The sequence below is a fragment of the Pseudomonas sp. NPDC088444 genome (assembly GCF_044900175.1).
Lineage (GTDB): Bacteria > Pseudomonadota > Gammaproteobacteria > Pseudomonadales > Pseudomonadaceae > Aquipseudomonas.
Genome location: NZ_JBJDNK010000007.1, coordinates 261,058 through 283,890, shown reverse-complemented (window position 1 = coordinate 283,890; position 22,833 = coordinate 261,058). Strand labels below are relative to the sequence as shown.

Below are 22,833 nucleotides of genomic sequence, written 5' to 3'. Positions count from 1 at the left end.
CCTTCAAGAACACCCCCACCTCAGGCACCATGGTTTCACGGAGACACAACATGCGCTGCCCCCCCCCCCTGTGGGAGTCGGCTTGCTGGCGAATGCGAGCTGTCAGTTACTTCATTAATAACTGATCCTCCGCTTTCGCCAGCAAGCCGGCTCCCCTAGAAAACCTCGCCTCTACTGGTTAATCCACAGGAGATCGAGGGCGCAGGCATGATCAATCGTCGCTAATGGAAATATTCGGCATCGCTGGCGAAGCCGCTTCTTGCAACACGATCCGTGCGCCCACGTGGCGAGCCAGTTCCTGATAGATCATGGCGATCTGGCTTTCCGGCTCCGCGATGGCTGTTGGTTTGCCACCATCTGCCTGTTCGCGAATCAGCATCGACAGCGGCAGCGACGCCAGCAGTTCGACACCGTATTGCGAGGCCAGCTTCTCACCACCGCCCTCACCAAACAGATGCTCGGCATGGCCACAATTCGAACAAATGTGCACGGCCATGTTCTCCACCACACCCAACACCGGAATGTTGACCTTGCGGAACATTTCCACGCCCTTCTTCGCGTCCAGCAACGCCAGATCCTGCGGCGTGGTGACGATCACCGAGCCGGCCACCGGTACTTTCTGCGCCAGGGTCAACTGTATATCGCCTGTGCCCGGCGGCATGTCGATAACCAGATAATCCAGATCGTTCCAGGCCGTCTGGGTAATCAGCTGCAATAACGCGCCAGAGACCATCGGACCACGCCAAACCATCGGCGTGTTGTCGTCCGTCAGAAAGGCCATCGACATCACTTCGACGCCATGGGCCTCAATGGGCACGAACCATTTCTGATCCTTCACCCTGGGACGAGTCCCCTCCGGAATACCGAACATCACACCCTGGCTCGGGCCGTAGATATCCGCATCCAGAATGCCTACGCGCGCGCCCTCGCGAGACAGCGCCAGCGCCAGGTTTGCGGCGGTCGTGGACTTGCCCACGCCGCCCTTGCCCGAGGCTACTGCAATGATGTTCTTCACGTTGGTCAGGCCTGGTATCTGACCCTGAGCCTTGTGCGCGGTGATGCGGATATTGATGTGAACCCTCGCCGAGGTCACGCCGTCCAGCCCTTCGATAGCCAGTTGCAGCATCTGCGCCCAACCGTTCTTGAACAGATCGGCGGCATAACCGAGTTCCAATTGCACACTGACGCGCTCACCCTCGATGTCTATGGCCTGCACGCAACCGGCACTGACTGGGTCTTGGTTCAAATAAGGATCGGTGTATTGGCGAAGAACAGCCTCCACCGTTGCGCGATTCACAGCGCTCATGGGTCACTCCCGAAAAAGACTGAGCAAAACAGGCGGCTATCCTACCGCGTCTGTCAGATGAGCGGGGCGCGGTTTTGCAGGCCACACTCCATACACTGCGCAGACTTGCTGGCGAATGTGGAGTGTCAGCCCCCTGATGAATTGCAGATGCACCGCATTCGCCAGCAAGCCGGCTCCCACAAGGTCTGTAGCGTATTCAGACATCGTAAAAGGTCTCCCTGCGCCCATCTGCGAGATGAAAAAAAACGCTCAGGCCTTTATAGTGGCCGATCTCCGTTTCACTTCAAGTAGCCGAGCCCCATGTCCGAGCCACGCAAGATTCTCGTCACCAGCGCCCTGCCCTATGCCAATGGTTCCATCCACCTTGGCCACATGCTGGAGTACATCCAGACCGACATGTGGGTGCGTTTCCAGAAGCACCGTGGCAATCAGTGCATCTACGTGTGCGCGGACGACGCCCATGGTTCGGCCATCATGCTGCGCGCCGAGAAGGAAGGCATTACGCCTGAGCAACTGATCGCCAACGTGCAGGCCGAGCACAGTGCCGACTTTGCCGACTTCCTGGTGGATTTCGACAACTTCCATTCGACCCACGCCGAAGAAAACCGCGAGTTGTCGAGCCTGATCTACACTCGTCTGCGGGACGCCGGTCACATTGCCACGCGTTCAGTGACCCAGTATTTCGACCCGGAAAAGAAAATGTTCCTGGCCGATCGCTTCATCAAGGGCACCTGTCCGAAATGCGGCACAGAAGACCAGTACGGCGACAACTGCGAAAAATGCGGCGCCACCTACGCACCGACCGACCTGAAAGACCCGAAATCCGCGATTTCCGGCGCGACCCCGGTGCTCAAGGATTCCAAACACTTCTTCTTCGACCTGCCCGCCTTCGACGCCATGCTCAAAGAGTGGACCCGTAGCGGCACCCTGCAGGACGCCGTCGCGAACAAGATCGCCGAATGGCTGGACGCGGGTCTTCAGCAATGGGACATCTCCCGTGATGCGCCTTATTTCGGCTTCGAGATTCCAGACGAGCCGGGCAAGTATTTCTACGTCTGGCTGGACGCGCCAATCGGCTACATGGCCAGCTTCAAGCACCTGTGCGAGCGCACACCAGGCCTGGACTTCGACGCGTTCTGGAACAAAGACTCGACCGCCGAGCTGTACCACTTCATCGGCAAGGACATCGTCAACTTCCACGCCCTGTTCTGGCCAGCCATGCTCGACGGCTCGGGCTTCCGCAAGCCGAGCGGCATCAATGTTCACGGCTATCTGACCGTCAACGGCCAGAAGATGTCGAAATCCCGCGGCACCTTCATCAAGGCGCGCACCTACCTTGAGCACCTGTCGCCGGAATACCTGCGCTACTACTACGCGGCCAAGCTGAGCCGCGGCGTCGACGACCTGGACCTGAACCTTGAAGACTTCGTACAGAAGGTCAACTCCGACCTGATCGGCAAGGTGGTCAACATCGCCAGCCGCTGCGCAGGCTTCATTCACAAAGGCAACGCGGGCGTGCTGGTTGCCGACAACGCTGCGCCTGAACTGACTGACGCCTTCCTCGCCGCCGCACCGAGTATCGCCGACGCCTACGAGGGTCGTGATTTCGCTCGTGCCATGCGCGAAATCATGGCCCTGGCCGACCGAGCCAACGCCTGGATCGCTGACAAGGCGCCATGGTCGCTGGCCAAGCAGGAAGGCAAACAGGACGAGGTGCAGGCGATCTGCGCACTGGGCGTCAACCTGTTCCGCCAATTGGTGATCTTCCTCAAGCCCGTCCTGCCGAAACTGGCGGCCGATGCCGAGCGATTCCTCAACGTTGCACCGCTGACCTGGAACGACCACCTGACGCTGCTCGGCAACCATCAGTTGAATCCGTTCCAGGCCCTGATGACCCGTATCGACCCGGCCAGAGTGGAAGCCATGACTGACGCCTCGAAAGAAGATCTGGCGGCCAGCGCCACCGATACCGGCACGGCCCCACCGGGCAACGGCGAATTGGCGAAAGACCCGCTGTCGCCGGAAATCGAGTTCGACGCCTTCGCAGCCATCGACCTGCGCGTGGCGCTGATCGAGAAAGCCGAACATGTCGAAGGTGCGGACAAACTGCTGCGCCTGACCCTCGACATCGGTGACGAGAAGCGCACCGTATTCTCCGGCATCAAGAGCGCCTACCCGAACCCGGCCGAGCTGGAAGGCCGTCTGACCATGATGATCGCGAACCTGAAGCCACGGAAAATGCGCTTCGGCATCTCCGAAGGCATGGTGATGGCAGCAGGTCCTGGCGGTGAGGAAATCTACCTGCTGAGCCCGGACAGCGGCGCCAAACCTGGTCAACGCATCAAGTAAACAACGCATCAAGCACACAAAAGGCGCCGACGCCTCGACAGCGTCGGCCTTTGGTCCAAGCATGAACCTGATTCAGCGTATCGACGCCCTGTTGCCACAGACCCAGTGTGGCAAATGCGGCCACCCCGGCTGCAAGCCTTACGCCGAAGGGATCGCCAACGGCGAAGCCATCAACAAGTGCCCTCCGGGCGGCGATGAAACCATCGCCGCGTTGGCGCATTTGCTGAGCGTCACCGCTCTTCCGCTCGACACCGAACGCGGCAGCGCACCTGCACAAGTTGCTTTCATCCGGGAAGCTGAGTGCATCGGATGTACCAAATGCATTCAAGCCTGTCCCGTGGACGCCATCGTGGGAGCTGCGAAGCTGATGCACACGGTGATTGCCGACGAGTGCACAGGTTGCGATCTGTGCGTCGCCCCATGCCCGGTTGACTGCATCGACATGCTGCCCTTGCCCTCATCGAACGTCGTTCCCATCGTCGGCGGGCTTGCATTTGACGAAACCCAACGCGTCGCCAGAACCGCAAAGCGAGACCATGCTCGCCAGCGATTCGAGGCACGTACGCTACGCCTGCAACGTGAAGCACAGCAGCGCCAGGCCGAACGCCTGGCTCGCCAGCAGCCACCACAGGTGTTGGCCCCAACCACCGTTGACCCGGTGCAGGCAGCATTAGAGCGCGTTCGCGTGCAGAAAGCCGCAGTGGGCGACGCCGCCTTGAAGCAGGCGCGTGTACACGTCAACATGACTCGTGCCCAATTAAACAAATCGCTCAAGGCATTTGGTCATCCCCCCATCGCCGAACAAGCCGCTCAATTGGTGGTGTTACAGCGTGAATTTGAAGACGCGGAACGAGCACTGGCAGCACTTCTGAAGGCAACGCCTTCCAACGAGTCACCGCCCCTGCCCGTACGAGCGGATGCAAACGCCGAAAAGCCCGACAAGGCAGCGCTGAATCGGGCAAAGATCCAGTTGGCGATGCGTCGAGCCGCGCTCAAGAAGGCACAAGCCACTGAGGTGACCGCGGAGCAGCTTGCTAAATCGTAGAGGCAGAACAAGCCCTGCGGGCCATTGAAGCCACGTAGACTGAATCCCTGCCTTCACGCCGCCTGATAAAAACGACCTGATGATGCCCTTGGGAATCCCCACTCCATGAACGCAGCAAAACGTCTGGAAATCTTTCGCCGTCTTCACGAAGACAATCCCGATCCTAAAACCGAACTGTCCTACAGCTCTCCATTCGAGCTGCTGATCGCTGTGATTCTTTCCGCCCAGGCAACCGACGTCAGCGTCAACAAGGCGACTGCGCGGCTTTACCCTGTCGCGAATACGCCGCAGGCCATCTACTCACTGGGTGTTGAAGGCCTCTCGGAGTACATCAAGACCATCGGTCTTTACAACAGCAAGGCGAAGAACGTCATCGAAACATGCCGGATGCTGATCGAGTTGCACGGGGGTGAAGTTCCGCAAACCCGTGAAGCGCTCGAAGCGCTGCCAGGGGTGGGTCGCAAAACAGCAAACGTGGTTCTCAACACCGCGTTTCGCCAACTGGCCATGGCGGTCGACACACACATTTTCCGCGTCAGCAATCGCACCGGAATCGCGCCGGGGAAGAACGTTGTCGATGTCGAAAACAAACTGATGAAGTTCGTACCGAAAGATTATCTCCTGGACGCCCACCATTGGCTGATCCTGCACGGTCGCTACGTCTGCGTGGCCCGAAAGCCTCGCTGCGGCAGTTGCCGGATCGAAGATTTGTGTGAGTTCAAGCAGAAGACTTCTGACGATTGAGCAATAGCGTTTTTGCCTGATGATCGATTGAAAAAATCTTTTTTACCCGGTTCGGTTTTGTCGTTATAAGGTGCGCCAATGACAGTCTAAGCTGGAGTCAACTTTCATGAGCACTGACAAAGAGCAGATGGACGTAGATGACGACTTCGTGTCCGCCGACGCGGACGAAGCCGTGCAAGTACCCGTAGAAACTGCGAAAACCAATCTCAGCAAGCGCCGCACCATCGATAATCTTCTGGAAGAGCGTCGCCTGCAAAAGCAGCTCGCGGATTACGACTTCGACTTCTGACCCCTGGCGCTCAAAGCCTCTCCTGGTTTCGAGAGGCTTTTGCCTTATCGGCAGAAGTCCGCTGAGGCACCCGCAACTTTTTGATGACCATCATGCTCGCAAGGGCGATTGGAGCTATCGCTAAACGAGACCGTTGCGCTGGGCAAGCTCGATCAGATCAACCAGCGAGTGCGCATTCAGTTTGAGCAGCAGACGCGTTTTATACGTGCTGACGGTCTTGTTGCTGAGAAACATCCCGTCAGCAATCTCCTTGTTGGTCCTCCCCCTCGCCAACTGCTGCAAGACCATCATCTCCCTCCCTGAGAGGCGATCAACCATTTCCGCTTCGCTGGCATTGCCCAGACTCGAACGCACCGTGTGAAGCGCCTGATTGGGAAAATAACTGTATCCGGACAACACCGCCTTGATAGCGCTCAGCAACTCGGTCAGATCCTGCTGCTTGCACACATAGCCTGCCGCGCCTGCCTGCATGCAGCGCATCGAGAAATGACCAGGCGCCTGTGATGTCAGGATCAGGACCTTGAACGGCAGTGTCATCGCTGTCAGCCGCGCAATGACTTCAAGCCCGTCGAGCTTTGGAATACCGATATCCAGAATGACGATATCGGGCAAATGCTCCCTGGCCAGCTGCAGTGCATCCACTCCATTGTCCGTTTCAGCGATGACCTCGTAGCCATGCCGCTCCATCAGCATGCGCACGGCGAGCCGAATGACGGGGTGATCGTCCACGATCAACACTTTATTCATGTGCAGTCCATTTTTTTGCTGTTCGATATTTTGGAGCCCGCACAATAGCTTAGTCGTTTACCGCTTTGCATGGCGCTCCTCCCTTTGGACTAGCAGGCAAAGACCTTTCCCACTCAAGCAACAGAAATGTCCTACAAAACCAGACTTATGCACCCGAGTTTCCGGCCGGACAGCCTGCCACCATCCCACACTGACTTCTCCATTCGCAGGTTTTGAACAGCCCCCGTAAGGCATTGTGAAGAAACCAGTGTTTGCCGCATATCCACTCATTGATCCGCCTGCCCACGAAACCGCTCTCCCCATGTCAATGGCCGCGCTCTCAGACATCGAAATATCAGTCGGCTTAAAGAATTCTCTCATTATCGAAATATGAGGGACGCGTCGTTATGAGACAGACGCCCAAATGATCCCATTACCTGCATCATGATCGCATTGATGCTCAGGATAAGCGGATCCTGGAAACATTCCATGCAAGTTCAATCATAAAATATTGCAAATTACAACCCCGCCTTGTCAATCAGCGCAATGTTGAAAAATACACACTCAAAAAAATCATTTCCTATACATATTTATTTAACGAAATCTCCTACACACCTTTCGGAATAGGCCGAAGCCACGCCTCGCCCGGAGCAACAACGCCCGTTTAGCCCGGTGCTCTACGACTGCGTGCAACCCGTGCCTAACTCATCAAACAATGGGAGAACTTACATTCAACATGCCTTCATGATTCGTCAGGCGCCCGCCACACACGTAATACGAAATCCGACTGCAATTCCAGACAAATATTAATAAATAAGAAAAATACTACAACACTAACGGACTGAACTCATTCACTTGTAAGACCCCTTCACTCCAACTTCACGCCCCTGCCAAAAAAACATTTTTTACTTGCCAAACCTATTTCCAGTCGTTACTTTTTTCCTCAACCTTTTCCGGTTTCAGGCAACTATAACTACACCTCCTGCCCGTCACGTCGCCTGAGCCATCGCCCATCCATTTATAAGACCTTGCCTGTATTAATACGCGAGCAGGACTCGGCTGCACGGAACATCCTGCCAGCGGTGCATTCATTTATTCGATCACGGGCCTCTGGCATATCGAATCGTATATATCAACACATTAACAGGAACAGACCATGACCAAGCGAACAGATATAACTTCGGGTTCCGTCATCCCCGCTCTTAAACTGGAAGAAGCGGTGGAAGCCTACGTCGCCAAGGGTGGCATCATCAGCGTTGTTCCCGAGGGCGAAACTCGACACTCGAACTGGGAGGCTCAGCCCACTGACGAAAGCCTGACTGACGCGACTCACGCGCATGCCAAAATCGAACAATTGAAGGGATTGGTCGCCAAGGGCGCAGGGGTTACCGCGCTTCAATATTCATTGCGAATGAACCGCAAGGAGATCAAGCGCCTGGCCAGCGAAAACGGCGTGAAGATTCATTACAGCCGTCCTGTCAGAGGATCAAGGCCTCAGCGCAGCCGGGACACGCTCGCTGTCGACGATACCGTCGCCGGGCATGCCATGCATTATTCGGCATTGGGTTATACCGTGCCGGAGATCGCGCAATTGCTGGAACTTGCAGTGCGTGACGTCTGGAATATCGGCAAAGCCTACCGCTTTGAATTCAAAAACGCTCCAAAGCCTGAGTCGAATCAAACGGCAGCGCCGATGGAAGGAGAACAGGATGTCCGACAGGTGCCATCCGAAGATCAGAACGACTCATGACGAGCATGTTTCGAAAATGGAAAAGATGAGGTAACCCGGAGAGCGGGTGCAGCCCCCGAAAGGCCGCACCCTGAAGATGATGCGATCAGAACAACTTGCGGTTCTTGTTCGCCGCAATGCGCATGCGCAACGCATTGAGCTTGATGAAGCCCGCTGCGTCGGCCTGGTTGTACGCACCGCCATCCTCTTCGAAGGTCGCGATGTTGGCGTCGAACAGCGAATCGTCGGACTTGCGACCGGTCACAATCACGTTGCCCTTGTACAGTTTCAGGCGCACAACGCCGTTCACGTGAACCTGGGAAGCGTCGATCATCTGTTGCAGCATCAGACGCTCAGGACTCCACCAGTAGCCGGTGTAGATCAGGCTGGCGTATTTCGGCATCAGCTCGTCTTTCAGGTGAGCGACTTCACGGTCCAGGGTGATCGACTCGATGGCGCGGTGCGCCTTGAGCATGATGGTGCCACCAGGGGTCTCGTAGCAACCACGGGACTTCATGCCGACATAACGGTTCTCAACGATGTCAAGACGACCGATGCCGTGCTCACCACCGATGCGGTTCAGCGTAGCCAGAACAGTGGCCGGGGTCATTTCAACACCGTCCAGTGCAACGATGTCGCCGTTGCGATAGGTCAGTTCCAGATACTGCGGCTTGTCTGGCGCGTTTTCCGGGGAAACGGTCCAGCGCCACATGTCTTCTTCGTGCTCGGTCCAGGTGTCTTCCAGTACGCCGCCTTCATAGGAGATGTGCAGCAGGTTGGCGTCCATGGAGTACGGGGACTTCTTCTTGCCATGACGCTCGATCGGGATCGCGTGCTTCTCGGCGTAGTCCATCAGCTTCTCGCGAGACAGCAGGTCCCACTCGCGCCAAGGGGCAATCACTTTAACGCCTGGTTTAAGTGCGTAGGCGCCCAGCTCGAAACGAACCTGGTCGTTGCCCTTGCCGGTCGCGCCGTGGGAAATGGCGTCAGCGCCGGTTTCGTTGGCGATTTCGATCAGACGCTTGGCGATCAGCGGACGCGCGATGGAAGTACCCAGCAGGTACTCACCTTCGTAAACGGTGTTGGCACGGAACATCGGGTACACGAAATCGCGCACGAACTCTTCGCGCAGATCGTCGATGTAGATTTCTTTGACGCCCATGGCTTGCGCCTTGGCGCGTGCGGGTTCGACTTCTTCGCCCTGACCCAGATCAGCGGTAAAAGTCACCACTTCGCAGTTATACGTATCCTGCAGCCACTTGAGGATTACCGAAGTATCCAGGCCACCGGAATACGCGAGAACTACCTTGTTAACGTCCGCCATGCCATCACTCCAACGCGTTGTACGGAAAACCGCGGATTCTACCGCTCATACGCTTGGATTTACAGTGTCGCGACAGCTTCTGACGACGAAGCGACAGAAGCTGTCGAACACACGACGTGCGGGGATGACTCAGGAGACCTTGGACGCCGCAGCTCCCGTTGCAGTGGTCGGCGCAGGCGTGGGTGCCGGCATAGCGGAAGGCGCTGGAGCAGGTGGCGCGAATGGCGCGGGGGCTGCGGCGGGCGGCACGGCTGGTTTCTGTTCGGCCACGCGATCCAGGTGAATGTTCACCCGACGGTTGCGCGCACGGTTGGCATTATTGGTGTTGGGCACCAAGGGGTATTGCTCGCCATGGAAGCGAACAGTGATCTGCTCTTCCGGCACGCCTTGAGCCTTCAGGTAATCCATGACGGCCAAGGCCCGGCGACGAGACAGATCGCGGTTGGTCAGGCGGTTGCCGCTGTTATCGGAATGGCCATCCAGTTCGACGTGATTGACGGTCGGGTCGGCCTTCATGTAAGCCAGTACCGTATCAAGACGACGCTTGGCCTGGGCATCCAGATCGATACCGCCACCCGGGAAGCCGATTTCAGCCTGACGTACCTGGTCGAAGTTCATGGGCAGCAACTTGGCGGTACACAGTTGAAAGTCTGTGTACGCCTTGCTGAACTTGACCGGCAATAAACGCACTTCCATCGCCCCGCCACCATCGCGCAGGGCATGACGAATGACCGGGCTGCGCCCTTCCATCAGCCCTGCGATCAGCCGACCGGCCTGGGCCTGATTGGTATTGAAAGGAATCTCGCCGTTGCCGACCTTCACAGCGCCCAGGTTCAGATCGCCCCGCCCCGGTTGCCATGGCGCTGCCGCTGCAATGAGCGTGGCCGAGCCGGACGCCAGGCTGTAGCCTGTGGCTTTCAGCCGAAAAGTGGCCTGTTCACCTGCACGACGCACGAACTCGCCCGCACCGAAATCGGTGATCGGTTGACTCAGACGACATTCGAACTGATCGCCCTCTACCTTCCACTCGATATTCTCCAGACGGGTCTGGAAAGTGAGAGCCATGGCCGGAAGGCTGGCAAACACGCTGAGCAGGGCTAGATATCGCTGGCGCACGGGAGGCTCCACTAGAAAATTTCACGCGAAACAAATTGATCGCTTACACGTGTCTATCGGTAACTTCCTACAAAACTTGATAGCGAGTGCCTGGACGAGTCTTTTCCGGTAGCATTCCCAGCGAGTTTGCCCGCCTGGAATCCCCCCATGTCCGACCGCCTGACCCTCCTGCGTCCCGACGACTGGCACATCCATCTTCGTGATGGCGCTGTTTTGCCCCACACCGTCGCTGACGTTGCGCGCACTTTTGGCCGCGCCATCATCATGCCAAACCTCGTGCCACCGGTACGCAACGCGGAACAAGCGGATGCCTATCGTCAGCGCATCCTCGCGGCCCGCCCGCAAGGCAGCCGCTTCGAGCCGCTGATGGTGCTGTACCTCACCGACCTGACCCAGCCCGATGACATCCGCGCTGCCAAGGCCAGTGGCTTCGTGTACGCCGCCAAGCTGTACCCTGCCGGCGCCACCACCAACTCCGACTCTGGCGTGACCAGCGTCGACAAGATCTTCCCGGTCCTTGAAGCGATGGCCGAAGTCGGCATGCCGCTGCTGATCCACGGCGAAGTGACCCGTGGCGACATCGACGTGTTCGACCGCGAAAAAATCTTCATCGATGAGCACATGCGTCGTGTCGTTGAGCGTTTCCCGCCCCTCAAGGTCGTGTTCGAACACATCACCACAGGCGACGCCGTGCAGTTCGTCAACGAAGCCTCGGCCAACGTTGGCGCGACCATCACCGCGCACCATTTGCTGTACAACCGCAATCACATGCTGGTGGGCGGCATTCGCCCGCACTTCTATTGCCTGCCGATCCTGAAGCGCAACACCCATCAGGTGGCCTTGCTGGACGCAGCCACCAGCGGCAGCCCGAAATTCTTCCTGGGCACCGACTCGGCGCCGCACGCGCAGCACGCCAAGGAAGCAGCCTGCGGTTGCGCCGGTTGTTACACCGCCTATGCAGCCATCGAGCTGTACGCCGAAGCCTTCGAACAGCGTAACGCGCTGGACAAACTGGAAGCCTTCGCCAGCCTCAACGGCCCGGCATTCTATGGCCTGCCAGCCAACACCGACACCATCACGCTGGTGCGTGATGAGTGGACCGCCCCGGCCAGCCTGCCTTTCGGCGAGCTGTCGGTCATCCCGCTGCGCGCCGGAGAGAAATTGCGCTGGCGCTTGCTGGAGGACAACGCGTGAGTGAAGACCTTTACGACGACGATCAAGAAGGTTCTGGCGGCGGTACAGGCTCCAGGCACCCGATGGCAGCGCGTTTTCGCGGTTATCTGCCGGTCGTTGTCGACGTGGAGACAGGCGGCTTCAATGCGGCCACGGATGCGTTGCTGGAAATTGCGGCGACCACCATCGGCATGGATGACCACGGTTTTGTTTTCCCGGAGCACACGTACTTCTTCCGTGTGGAGCCGTTTGAGGGCGCCAACATCGAAGCCGCTGCGCTGGAGTTCACCGGGATCAAGCTGGATCACCCGTTGCGCATGGCCGTGAGCGAAGAAACCGCGCTGACCGATATCTTTCGGGGCGTGCGCAAGGCGCTGAAGGCCAACGGCTGCAAACGGGCGGTCCTGGTGGGCCACAACGCCAGTTTCGACCTCGGTTTCCTCAACGCGGCCGTGGCGCGGCTGGACATGAAACGTAATCCGTTTCATCCCTTCTCAAGCTTCGACACCGCCACGCTTGCGGGCTTGGCCTATGGCCAAACCGTGCTGGCGAAAGCCTGCCAGTCGGCCGGTATCGATTTCGATGGCCGTGAAGCCCATTCGGCGCGTTACGACACCGAAAAGACCGCCGAGCTGTTCTGCGGGATCGTGAACCGCTGGAAGGAAATGGGCGGCTGGCACGACTTCGACGATTGAAGTCTGTGCCAACCCAAGAAACCGGCCCAAGTGGCCGGTTTTTTTTCGGGTTCACCACCAATCGCGTGGGAGCCGGCTTGCTGGCGAAGGCGCCGGGTCTGCTGGAAAGAGGTTGCCTGACACGTCGCTTTCGCCAGCAAGCCGGCTCCCACAAGTCCTGCGCCAAGCTCACGCACATGACCATTCATCGACGTTCATCTGTCGTTCAGGAAGTAGCTTTGACAAGCATTCTCATTAACATTAGTATCCGTCGCACATGAGCAAATAACTCTGCGACGGTCCTTTTTATATGTATGTCTGCCTCTGCCAAGGTGTCACCGACGGACAAATCCGCGAAGCGATCATGGAAGGATGCTGCAGCTATCGTGAAGTGCGCGAGACCTTGGGTGTCGCCAGCAAATGTGGGAAATGTGCCTGCCTGGCGAAGGAAGTGGTGCGTGAAACCCTGACCGAGCTGCAAACCTCGCAGGCTGCACTCGCCTACCCTGCAGAATTTTCTGCTGCATAATTAGCTGTTTTTCAAGAACCGGACCTTGTGTCCGGTTTTTTTATGCCTGTAATTCAATCGCTTAGCGATAAGATGAGGAACACAAACATTCTTATTCCTATTTATTTTCACTTATTATTCAATAACTTAGGTTTGACAGAGGATAATTCGAGGCTCAAACTTGGCGCCTGTATATAAACATCTTCGACGGGACCTCGATCATGAAAGGCGACATTACAGTCATCCAGCATCTCAACAAGATCCTCGGAAACGAGCTGGTCGCGATCAACCAGTACTTCCTGCATGCCCGCATGTACGAAGATTGGGGCCTGAACAAGCTGGGCAAGCACGAGTACAAAGAATCCATCGACGAGATGAAGCACGCTGACAAGTTGATCAAGCGCATCCTGTTTCTGGAAGGCCTGCCTAACCTGCAAGACTTGGGCAAAATCCTGATCGGCGAGCACACCAAGGAAATGCTGGAGTGCGATCTGAAGATCGAACGCAAAGGCCACGCGGATCTGAAAGCCGCCATCGCTCACTGCGAAAGTGTTGGCGACTTCGGCAGCCGTGAGATGCTGGAAGACATCCTCGAATCCGAGGAAGAGCACATCGATTGGCTGGAAACCCAACTGGGCCTGATCGACAAAGTCGGTATCGAGAACTACCTGCAATCGCAGATGGGCGAAGAAGACTGATTCAGTCTTAGCCTACAAAGTCTTAGCCTACAAAAAAGCCCCGCCCGGCGTTGAGCCTGGCAGGGCTTTTTTATGGGACGGCACATCACTGTGGGAGCCGGCTTGCTGGCGAATACGGTGATTCATTTAACACCTCAATGTCTGACCGGGCGCCTTCGCCAGCAAGCCGGCTCCCACAGGGGGGCGTCGCGGTCAGGAACGACGTCCACAAAAAAGCCCCGCTTCTCGTAAGAGAGCGGGGCTTTTCCTCAACAGCCGAATCAGGCAGTCGCGTTCTTCTCGACCGCAGCCTTGATCAGTGGCTGCAACTCACCGTTGGCATGCATTTCAACGATGATGTCGCTACCGCCCACCAGTTCGCCGTCGACCCACAGTTGTGGGAAGGTTGGCCAGTTAGCGTACTTTGGCAGGTTGGCGCGAATTTCAGGGTTCTGCAGGATATCGACGTACGCGAACTTCTCGCCACACGCCATAAGGGCCTGAGAAGCCTTGGCCGAGAAGCCGCACTGCGGGGCATTCGGGGCGCCTTTCATGTAAAGCAGGACGGTGTTTTTGGCAATCTGGTCTTTGATCGTTTCGATGATATCCATGGAGCACCTCGGCTGAACTTTACGACTGTATGAGTCGACACGGTGGCGCATTCTAACCGATTACCCAGCGTAACGCTCGGTCTTGGCTTTAATCGATCCGATAAATATGATGAATGTCATGCAGCGGCTACCGTGACGGGAACGCCGTTAAGCGCTGCATTCCCGGAGACAGCGTCCAGTTGCCGCTCATCGGTCAAATCGTTCGCACTCTCTCCAGGCTGATCGCGGGCGATGTCCATCTGTACGCCCGGACGCCTATGCCCCCAGCCGTGCGGCAAGCTGACCACGCCGGGCATCATGTCACTGCTGCCCATGACTTCGACTTCAATCACCCCCACCCGCGAACTTACGCGCACTCGCTGGCCATCGCTCAATCCACGGCTGGCCAGATCTTCAGGGTTCATCAGCAATTGATGCCGAGGCTTGCCTTTCACAAGACGATGGTAGTTGTGCATCCAGGAGTTGTTGCTGCGCACATGGCGCCGACCGATCAGCAACAATTCGTCTGCGGGGGGCAATTGTGCCGTAGCGAATCGCACCAAATCAGCGAGGATCACCTCAGGCGCCGCCTGAACGCGTTGGTTGGCCGTTCGCAGACGCGTCGCAAGATTGGGCTTCAACGCCCCCAAATCCAGCCCGTGAGGGTGATCATGCAGCGTTCCCAGCGACAATTTGAACGCAGACGTGTCGCCATACAGCCCGGCTCGCAAACCACGATCCACCATTTGCGCGGGCGGGATGGTCGGTTTCAACTCCCGCTCGGTCTTGAGCGCAAACGCTTGGGCCAGCCCGACGAAAATCTCCCAGTCGTGCAACGCTCCCTCAGGTTTAGCGAGAATCGCCCGATTGAAGCGGGTGACATTGCGCACCGCGAACATATTGAATGTGGTGTCGTAATGATCATTCTCCAGAGCCGACGTGGACGGCAGGATCAGATCGGCGTGGCGGGTGGTCTCATTGATGTAGAGGTCGACGCTGACCATGAATTCCAGACCTTCCAGCGCCTGGTCCAGCTTGCGTCCGTTGGGCGTTGAGAGCACCGGGTTACCCGCCACTGTGACCAGCGCCCTCACCTGCCCTTCGCCTTCGGTCAACATCTCCTCGGCCAGCGCCGAGACCGGCAACTCGCCGCCATACTCGGGCAGCCCCGACACGCGGCTTTGCCAACGATTGAAACTGCCCCCTGATGTCGATGCCACCAGGTCCAGCGCAGGCTCGGTACAGAGTGCGCCACCCACTCGGTCCAGATTCCCCGTGACCAGATTGATCAGTTGCACCAGCCAGTGGCACAAGGTGCCGAACGCCTGAGTGGAAATGCCCATGCGCCCATAACACACGGCTTTGTCCGCCCCTGCGAATTCACGGGCCAATTGACGGATCTGCTCAGCAGGAACACCACAACGCAGGCTCATGGCTTCGGCGTCCATGTGCGCAATGGCCGCCCGGACCTCTTCCAGCCCGTCTACAGGTAAATGCGTGTCCCGTGTCAGCCCTTCAGCGAACAACGTGTGCAACAGCCCAAACAACAAAGCCGCATCGCCGCCCGGACGGATGAACACGTGTTGATTGGCAATGGCGGCCGTTTCGCTGCGCCGCGGGTCGACCACCACGACTTTGCCACCCCGTGCCTGAATGGCCTTCAGGCGTTTTTCCACGTCGGGCACGGTCATGATGCTGCCGTTGGAGGCTAGCGGGTTCCCCCCCAGAATCAGCATGAAATCGGTGTGGTCGATGTCGGCAATCGGCAGTAACAGGCCGTGGCCATACATCAAATAGCTGGTCAGGTGGTGAGGAAGTTGATCCACCGAGGTCGCCGAAAACCGGTTACGGGTTTTCAGCAGGCCGAGGAAGTAGTTGCTGTGGGTCATCAACCCATAGTTGTGAACGCTGGGGTTACCCTGATACACCGCCACCGCATTGTGCCCATGACGCTGCTGGATGTCGGCCAGGCGTTCAGCGACCAGGTCGAAAGCGTCTTGCCACGCGATCGGCTGCCACTCGGTGCCGATACGGCGCATCGGCTGGCGTAGCCGGTCCGGATCGTTCTGAATATCTTGCAGGGCAACAGCCTTGGGGCAGATATGCCCTCGGCTGAAGGTGTCCAGCGCATCGCCCTTGATCGAGCTGATGCGCACCGACGCGTCATCCTCAAGGGTGGTTTCGATGGTCAGGCCACAGATGGCCTCGCACAGGTGACAGGCACGGTGATGGAGAGTCTTGGTCATCGCCAGTCTCACGTTCTTGTATAGCGATTGGAGCATCGCGGAAACAAGACTATGGAGCCTGTTGCGGACATCCGCCAGAAACGTCAGTGCCGTGAATCGGACAGCATCAGGTGAGCCGATAGCTCACCTGCGCAAAGGAGGGAAAATCAGGAAGCGGAGCCGCCGATGGGGGTGACGACCTTGCGCTGCATCTGAATCTCGTGAACGGTTTCGACCTGCTCCTGCGAGACCTGCACGCCAGTCAATTCGCCAATCAAACGCCAATGATCGTCGAGACCCGCGCTAATGGTGGCCATGCGGTCGATCATGCGACGACCCGCCGAGCGAGTCACTTCATCTTCACTGCGCATCAGCTCGAACGACATCGATGTCATGGAAGCCGTGAGGTGCGTGAGGGTGCGGGCGGTCAGCCCGAGCAGTTCCGTCAGTTGTTTCTCTTTTGAATCCATTCCCCACCTCTTCTGGAGGACATAAGCAGTCTTTATAACCCACGCCACTGGTTTAGGAAACGTCCGGGTTTGCGCGGCGTGAAGCGTGTCGCATAAGGTCCTGCAGCATTTTGAAACTGTTGCAGAATCGGCAGTAATTGCCAGCGTCCGACACGGCGGTGTAAAACCTTTGCCCTGTTGTCGATGAGACGATGGCTAATTGCCTTCGTTGTGTACGCAACTGTAGCACTTCGGTACATGAAAAGCGTCCTGAACTCGCCATATTCAAGCGACCGAACGTCTGACGATCTTTTTCAGACACGCCGGGCCTTGGCACGAGGCGACATTTTCTTATACCCTCGCGCCTTCCCTATTCGTCGCCCCGTGCGGCTTTCGCCGCAGGTCTCGCCCGTTTTCCCGATAAAACCCGGCTTTGAGGATCTGCGCTCTGTTGCAGACAAGGTAGTTAATGATGAACACCAGGCACTTTCTCTCGATGATGGATTACACGCCAGATGAGCTGGGCGCGTTGATCCGTCGCGGCATTGAGCTGAAGGACCTGCGAAATCGAGGCGTGCTCTTCGAGCCGCTGAGAGGTCGTGTACTGGCCATGATCTTCGAGAAATCTTCGACTCGTACCCGGGTTTCCTTCGAGGCGGGCATGATTCAACTCGGCGGTCAGGCGATCTTTCTGTCTCCTCGCGACACGCAACTGGGCCGTGGCGAGCCGGTTGCCGACAGCGCACGCGTCATGTCACGCATGGTCGACGCAGTGATGATCCGCACCTTCGCTCACAGCAATCTCACCGAATTCGCTGCGCATTCACGCGTGCCCGTGATCAACGGCCTGTCCGATGATCTGCACCCGTGCCAACTGCTGGCCGACATGCAGACGTTCCTTGAACACCGCGGCTCGATCAAGGGCAAGACCGTGGCCTGGATCGGCGACGGTAACAACATGTGCAACAGCTATATAGAAGCGGCGATCCAGTTCGACTTCAATCTGCGGGTCGCCTGCCCTGAAGGCTATGAGCCGAACCCGGCCTTCCTGGCCCTGGCCGGTGACCGTGTGACCGTGACCCGTGACCCTCGCGAAGCGGTCAAGGGCGCGCATCTGATCAGCACCGACGTCTGGACCTCCATGGGCCAGGAAGACGAAACCGCCAAACGCAACGCGCTGTTCAAGCCCTTCCAGGTGACCCGCGAACTGCTCGATCTGGCCGCTGACGATGTGCTGTTCATGCATTGCCTGCCAGCGCACCGTGGTGAAGAGATCAGCGAAGACCTGCTCGATGACGAGCGCTCGGTCGCGTGGGATCAGGCCGAGAACCGACTGCACGCACAAAAGGCGCTGCTGGAGTTCCTCGTGGCACCTGCCTACACACCCGCCTGAGTGACCCCATGCTGCTGAAACTGCGCAACCTGGCCTGTGGCTATCAAGACCAACGCGTGGTGCAGAACCTCAATCTGCACCTCAATGCCGGTGACATCGGCTGCCTGCTGGGTTCGTCAGGGTGCGGCAAGACCACGACGCTGCGGGCCATTGCCGGTTTCGAGCCCGTGCATGAAGGTGAAATCGTGCTGGCGGACGAGGTCATTTCCAAAGCCGGTTTCACACTGGCACCGGAAAAGCGTCGCATCGGCATGGTGTTTCAGGACTACGCGCTGTTCCCCCACCTCACAGTCGCCGACAATATTGCCTTTGGCATCCGCAACCATCCGCGCCTGACACACGTGATCGAGGAGATGCTGGAGCTGGTCAACCTCGGCACGCTGGGCAAACGCCATCCGCACGAACTGTCCGGGGGCCAGCAGCAACGTGTCGCATTGGCCCGTGCGCTGGCCCCTGAACCCCAACTGCTGCTGCTCGACGAACCCTTCTCCAACCTCGACGGCGAGCTGCGACGGCGCTTGAGCCATGAGGTGCGCGATATCCTCAAGGCCCGTGGCACCAGCGCAATTCTGGTCACCCACGATCAGGAGGAAGCCTTCGCGGTCAGCGATCATGTCGGGGTGTTCAAGGAAGGCCGACTGGAGCAGTGGGACACGCCCTACAACCTCTATCACGAACCGGCCACGCCTTATGTCGCCAGCTTCGTCGGCCAGGGGTATTTCATTCGTGGCCAATTGATCGATGCCGAATCGGTGCAGACCGAGCTGGGTGCGCTGCGCGGCAACCGCGCCTACCGCGGGGCCAGTGGTTCGCCGATGGACGTGCTGCTGCGCCCGGATGACATCGTCTACGCACCGGACAACGCCTTGAAAGCCCGGGTCACCAGCAAGACGTTCCAGGGCGCTGCCACGTTGTATCGGCTGCAATTGCCGAGCGGTACGCCACTGGAAGGCCTGTTCCCCAGCAACGTCGATTTGCGTGTAGGGGACGACGCCGGGATTCGGGTGGCGGCTGAGCATTTGGTGTTGTTTCCAACAGCCTGACCAAACCCTCTACGGTTTGTCACGTTCCCGGCGGATTGAAATGCTATTCCCCTGTGGGAGCGAATTCATTCGCGATGACAAAGGTACATCCGCTAGAGATCCATGGGCTTTGCCGACGCCATCGCGAATGAATTCGCTCCCACAGGGAATACGCCGTTTGCCAGCATTTTTTCGCTCAACCCAGCGTAAGGGTTCCGCTGGCCACCAGCGTCGTGTGCCCACCAATCTTCACCCGATCCCCTTCCAGCCGACAGAACAGCTCCCCGCCTCTGGCCGAGAGCTGATGGGCATTCAGGCTGAATTTGTTCAGGCGCCCCGACCAATAAGGGATCAGGCTGCAATGGGTTGCGCCGGTTACAGGGTCTTCGGGAATGCCGATCGCAGGTGCGAAGTAGCGAGACACGAAGTCATATCGCTCGCCGTCGCCTTTGGCCGTCACGATCACACCGGGCCAGGGTAAACGAGCGATGGCCGCCAGGTCGGGTTTGCAATCGCGCACCGCCTGCTCGGATTCCAGCACCACCAGCAACTCCGCCGAGCCCAGCACATCCACCACTTCAGTGTTGAGCGCACGTTCAATGTCCACGGTGACGCCCACCTCACTCGGTGGCATGGCAGGGAAATCCAGCAGCAGTCGTCCGGCTTCCCGAGTCACGCTCAGCGCACCGGACTTGCTTATGAACGAGATGACGTCGGAGGTTTCCCCATACTTCTCCAGCAACACGCACGCCGTCGCCAGCGTCGCATGCCCACACAGCGGCACCTCATGGGTCGGCGTGAACCAGCGGATGTGCCAGCCCTGCGCTTCTCGTACCACGAAGGCGGTTTCGGACAGATTGTGTTCTGCCGCGATGCGCTGCATCAATTCGTCCGACAGCCAGGCATCGAGGCGATAGACCATCGCCGGATTGCCTGCGAAGGGTCGGTCGCTGAACGCGTCGACTTGATGAAATTCAAGCTGCATGGAAAGTGCCCCCAATCGTTATTGTTCGCGGCGTCCCTTCCTGGTCGCCGTAGTACGTCACGGCCTCAATGACTCACTCACGGCCGATGTGCGCAAAGGTTGCGCTGGTGTGCTGCGCCAGTACCGCTGCCGACAGTTCGACTTCAAGCCCGCGCCGACCGGCGCTGACAAAAATCGTCGCGAACGGCTGAGCGGACTCATCGATGAAAGTGCGCAGCCTTTTTTTCTGCCCCAGCGGACTGATGCCCCCCAGCAAATACCCCGTCGCACGCTGTGCAGCAGCAGGGTCGGCCATCTCCGTTTTTTTTACCCCTGCGGCATGGGCCAGCGCCTTGAGGTCTAACGACCCCACCACCGGCACTACGGCCACCAGCAATTCACCTTTTTCCGTGCTGGCTAACAGCGTCTTGAACACCTGAGCTGGTTGCAGGTTCAATTTTTCAGCGGCTTCAAGACCATAAGACGCAGCCTTGGGATCATGCTCATAACTGTGTACACGGTGTTCGGCGCGAACTTTTTTCAGTAGATCCAGTGCGGGGGTCATGCGAGGCTCCAGACGGCCGGGCTTTATCAAAATGGGTTGCCGTTACTTTAGGCCATCTGCTCCCCAAACGCCTTAGCCAGAACGGCTTGGCCAGGTGAAAATCCGAGAACAGTTTCAAAGCCTCGGACATTCATTTACGACCTTTGACAAGGTTCGTTTACGTCTATATTTTTTCGAATACGAATATTCAGCGACTCATGAATCATCTGTTCGAGCGCAAAAAGCGCTTTCACACGTACACTGATGGCAGCCCTGCGGACACCCGCTTTATCACCAGGCAATCGACATGACCGACCACGACAACAAGAATTACATCATCGCCCTCGATCAAGGCACGACCAGTTCCCGCGCGATCATCTTCGACCGGGACGCCAATGTGGTGAGCACCGCACAAAGCGAGTTCGTCCAGCATTACCCACAGCCTGGCTGGGTCGAACATGACCCGATGGAAATCTTCGCCACCCAAACGGCCTGCATGACTAAAGTGCTGGCTCAGGCCAACCTGCACCACAATCAGATCGCCGCCATCGGCATCACCAACCAGCGTGAAACCACGGTGGTCTGGGAGAAGGACAGCGGTCGTCCCATCTACAACGCGGTGGTCTGGCAATGTCGTCGCAGCACGGAAATCTGCCAGCAACTCAAGCGCGATGGGCTTGAGGGCTACATCAAGGAAACCACGGGCCTGGTCATCGACCCGTACTTTTCCGGCAGCAAACTGAAATGGATTCTGGATCACGTCGAAGGCAGCCGCGAGCGCGCTCGCCGGGGCGAGTTGCTGTTTGGCACCGTCGATAGCTGGCTGATCTGGAAATTCACCGGTGGCAAGGTTCACGTCACCGATTACACCAATGCTTCGCGCACCATGATGTTCAACATCCACACGCTGGAATGGGATCAGCGAATGCTGGACGTGTTGGACGTACCCCGGGAGATGCTGCCCGAGGTCAAATCCTCCTCTGAAGTCTACGGCCACAGCAAAAGCGGCATCGCCATCGCCGGTATCGCAGGCGACCAGCAATCGGCGTTGTTCGGGCAGATGTGCGTGGAACCGGGACAGGCCAAGAACACCTACGGTACGGGCTGCTTCCTACTGATGAATACCGGCAAGAAAGCGGTGAAATCTCATCACGGCCTGCTGACCACCATCGGCTGCGGCCCTCGGGGCGAAGTCGCCTATGCACTGGAAGGCGCGGTGTTCAACGGCGGCTCCACCGTGCAATGGCTGCGGGACGAACTGAAAATCGTCAACGACTCCATGGACACCGAATACTTCGCGACCAAAGTGAAAAACAGCAATGGCGTGTACCTGGTTCCGGCGTTCACGGGGCTGGGCGCGCCGTATTGGGACCCTTACGCGCGCGGCGCGCTGTTCGGCCTGACCCGTGGAGTGAAAGTCGATCACATCATTCGGGCTGCCCTTGAGTCGATCGCCTACCAGACCCGCGACGTGCTCGACGCCATGCAGCAAGACGCTGGCGAGCCGCTCAAAGCGCTGCGCGTGGACGGCGGCGCGGTGGCGAACAATTTCTTGATGCAGTTCCAGGCAGACATCCTGGGGACGCAGGTCGAACGTCCGAAGATGCGCGAAACCACCGCCTTGGGCGCGGCCTACCTGGCGGGTCTGGCGATTGGCTTCTGGAGCGGGCTGGACGAGTTGAAGGACAAAGCGGTGATCGAACGCAAATTCGAACCGCAATGCGATGAGGCCGAAAAAGAGAAGCTGTATGCGGGTTGGCGCAAGGCGGTGGACCGCACGCGGGATTGGGAGCCGCACGAAGAGGCTGAATGAATCATCTAGCTCTGTAGCAGTCCGGCTTGCCGGCGGTAGCGGTGTGTCAGGCGTTAAAGGATGTCTGTCATACCGCTGCCGCCGGCAAGCCGGACTGCTACAGAGGTGTGGCGGCGCTCAAGAGCGGTCATTTTTCCGGCTGACAGGTAATGGCTCCCTGCGGCATCATGGGC

General features: G+C 58.1%; 21 protein-coding genes. 12 read left to right on the top strand and 9 right to left on the bottom strand.

Annotated elements, in window-relative coordinates:
- Window positions 1-211: 211 nt before the first annotated feature.
- Window positions 212-1,306: an iron-sulfur cluster carrier protein ApbC gene (gene apbC / locus ACI2KB_RS16085; RefSeq protein ID WP_404636163.1), complete on the bottom strand. Its 1,095-nt coding sequence runs from the start codon at window positions 1,304-1,306 to the stop codon at window positions 212-214.
- 300 nt (window positions 1,307-1,606) lie between these two features.
- On the opposite strand from apbC, the gene metG reads away from it, so the two are divergent.
- The 4 genes from metG to ACI2KB_RS16065 all read left to right on the top strand — a co-directional run bounded on the left by metG (window position 1,607) and on the right by ACI2KB_RS16065 (window position 5,733).
- Window positions 1,607-3,655: a methionine--tRNA ligase gene (metG, locus tag ACI2KB_RS16080; protein WP_404636162.1), complete on the top strand. Its 2,049-nt coding sequence runs from the start codon at window positions 1,607-1,609 to the stop codon at window positions 3,653-3,655.
- Between the two features lie 61 nt (window positions 3,656-3,716).
- Complete coding sequence (gene rsxB / locus ACI2KB_RS16075) at window positions 3,717-4,700, top strand: electron transport complex subunit RsxB (protein ID WP_404636161.1); 984 nt, start codon at window positions 3,717-3,719, stop codon at window positions 4,698-4,700.
- Between the two features lie 105 nt (window positions 4,701-4,805).
- Window positions 4,806-5,444 carry an endonuclease III gene (gene nth / locus ACI2KB_RS16070; protein WP_404636160.1) on the top strand — a complete coding sequence of 213 codons (639 nt, stop codon included), beginning with the start codon at window positions 4,806-4,808 and terminating at the stop codon, window positions 5,442-5,444.
- A 106-nt stretch (window positions 5,445-5,550) separates the two neighbouring features.
- The gene (locus ACI2KB_RS16065) at window positions 5,551-5,733 is read left to right on the top strand and encodes a PA3496 family putative envelope integrity protein (protein WP_404636159.1); all 183 of its coding nucleotides are present in this window, start codon (window positions 5,551-5,553) and stop codon (window positions 5,731-5,733) included.
- A gap of 120 nt (window positions 5,734-5,853) precedes the next feature.
- Here ACI2KB_RS16065 and ACI2KB_RS16060 read toward each other — a convergent pair whose 3' ends face one another.
- On the bottom strand, window positions 5,854-6,480 hold the full coding sequence (locus ACI2KB_RS16060) for a response regulator (protein ID WP_404636158.1): 627 nt from the start codon (window positions 6,478-6,480) through the stop codon (window positions 5,854-5,856).
- 1,135 nt (window positions 6,481-7,615) lie between these two features.
- Between ACI2KB_RS16060 and ACI2KB_RS16055 the strand changes: the two genes are divergently transcribed.
- The gene (locus ACI2KB_RS16055) at window positions 7,616-8,209 is read left to right on the top strand and encodes a hypothetical protein (RefSeq protein ID WP_404636156.1); all 594 of its coding nucleotides are present in this window, start codon (window positions 7,616-7,618) and stop codon (window positions 8,207-8,209) included.
- An 85-nt stretch (window positions 8,210-8,294) separates the two neighbouring features.
- On the opposite strand, the gene ACI2KB_RS16050 is transcribed toward ACI2KB_RS16055, so the two are convergent.
- The gene (locus tag ACI2KB_RS16050; RefSeq protein ID WP_404636154.1) at window positions 8,295-9,512 is read right to left on the bottom strand and encodes an argininosuccinate synthase; all 1,218 of its coding nucleotides are present in this window, start codon (window positions 9,510-9,512) and stop codon (window positions 8,295-8,297) included.
- A 129-nt stretch (window positions 9,513-9,641) separates the two neighbouring features.
- Window positions 9,642-10,628 carry an OmpA family protein gene (locus tag ACI2KB_RS16045; protein ID WP_404636152.1) on the bottom strand — a complete coding sequence of 329 codons (987 nt, stop codon included), beginning with the start codon at window positions 10,626-10,628 and terminating at the stop codon, window positions 9,642-9,644.
- Between the two features lie 147 nt (window positions 10,629-10,775).
- Between ACI2KB_RS16045 and pyrC the strand changes: the two genes are divergently transcribed.
- The 4 genes from pyrC (at window position 10,776) to bfr (ending at window position 13,681) form a co-directional block, all read left to right on the top strand.
- Window positions 10,776-11,822, top strand: a complete 1,047-nt coding sequence (gene pyrC, locus ACI2KB_RS16040) for a dihydroorotase (RefSeq protein WP_404636150.1) — start codon at window positions 10,776-10,778, stop codon at window positions 11,820-11,822.
- Window positions 11,819-12,496, top strand: coding sequence for a ribonuclease T (gene rnt, locus ACI2KB_RS16035; RefSeq protein ID WP_404636148.1), 678 nt, complete (start codon window positions 11,819-11,821; stop codon window positions 12,494-12,496). Before pyrC ends, rnt begins: the two co-directional genes overlap by 4 nt.
- Before the next feature lie 289 nt (window positions 12,497-12,785).
- Entirely contained in the window at window positions 12,786-13,004 is a 219-nt protein-coding gene (locus ACI2KB_RS16030) for a bacterioferritin-associated ferredoxin (protein ID WP_166593464.1), read from the top strand.
- A 200-nt stretch (window positions 13,005-13,204) separates the two neighbouring features.
- Window positions 13,205-13,681, top strand: a complete 477-nt coding sequence (gene bfr, locus ACI2KB_RS16025) for a bacterioferritin (protein ID WP_400592811.1) — start codon at window positions 13,205-13,207, stop codon at window positions 13,679-13,681.
- Between the two features lie 260 nt (window positions 13,682-13,941).
- On the opposite strand, the gene grxD is transcribed toward bfr, so the two are convergent.
- From grxD to ACI2KB_RS16010, 3 genes are all read right to left on the bottom strand, one after another.
- Window positions 13,942-14,271, bottom strand: coding sequence for a Grx4 family monothiol glutaredoxin (grxD, locus tag ACI2KB_RS16020; RefSeq protein WP_108239385.1), 330 nt, complete (start codon window positions 14,269-14,271; stop codon window positions 13,942-13,944).
- Between the two features lie 116 nt (window positions 14,272-14,387).
- Window positions 14,388-16,496 (bottom strand): molybdopterin oxidoreductase family protein, encoded by a 2,109-nt coding sequence (locus tag ACI2KB_RS16015; protein WP_404636145.1) that lies wholly within the window; start codon window positions 16,494-16,496, stop codon window positions 14,388-14,390.
- A 146-nt stretch (window positions 16,497-16,642) separates the two neighbouring features.
- The gene (locus ACI2KB_RS16010; RefSeq protein ID WP_062387999.1) at window positions 16,643-16,945 is read right to left on the bottom strand and encodes a hypothetical protein; all 303 of its coding nucleotides are present in this window, start codon (window positions 16,943-16,945) and stop codon (window positions 16,643-16,645) included.
- Between the two features lie 451 nt (window positions 16,946-17,396).
- On the opposite strand from ACI2KB_RS16010, the gene argF reads away from it, so the two are divergent.
- Window positions 17,397-18,317 carry an ornithine carbamoyltransferase gene (gene argF, locus ACI2KB_RS16005; RefSeq protein ID WP_404636143.1) on the top strand — a complete coding sequence of 307 codons (921 nt, stop codon included), beginning with the start codon at window positions 17,397-17,399 and terminating at the stop codon, window positions 18,315-18,317.
- Complete coding sequence (locus ACI2KB_RS16000) at window positions 18,314-19,360, top strand: ABC transporter ATP-binding protein (RefSeq protein ID WP_404636266.1); 1,047 nt, start codon at window positions 18,314-18,316, stop codon at window positions 19,358-19,360. The genes argF and ACI2KB_RS16000 overlap by 4 nt, the downstream gene beginning before the upstream one ends.
- Window positions 19,361-19,535: 175 nt before the next feature.
- Here the strand turns inward: ACI2KB_RS16000 and ACI2KB_RS15995 are convergent, their stop codons facing one another.
- Both ACI2KB_RS15995 and ybaK read right to left on the bottom strand, forming a co-directional pair.
- On the bottom strand, window positions 19,536-20,324 hold the full coding sequence (locus ACI2KB_RS15995) for a PhzF family phenazine biosynthesis protein (protein WP_404636141.1): 789 nt from the start codon (window positions 20,322-20,324) through the stop codon (window positions 19,536-19,538).
- Between the two features lie 73 nt (window positions 20,325-20,397).
- Window positions 20,398-20,868: a Cys-tRNA(Pro) deacylase gene (gene ybaK, locus ACI2KB_RS15990; protein ID WP_404636139.1), complete on the bottom strand. Its 471-nt coding sequence runs from the start codon at window positions 20,866-20,868 to the stop codon at window positions 20,398-20,400.
- Between the two features lie 286 nt (window positions 20,869-21,154).
- Between ybaK and glpK the strand changes: the two genes are divergently transcribed.
- A complete protein-coding gene (glpK, locus tag ACI2KB_RS15985) occupies window positions 21,155-22,660 on the top strand; it encodes a glycerol kinase GlpK (protein ID WP_404636137.1) in 1,506 nt (501 codons plus the stop codon).
- Window positions 22,661-22,833: the final 173 nt, after the last annotated feature.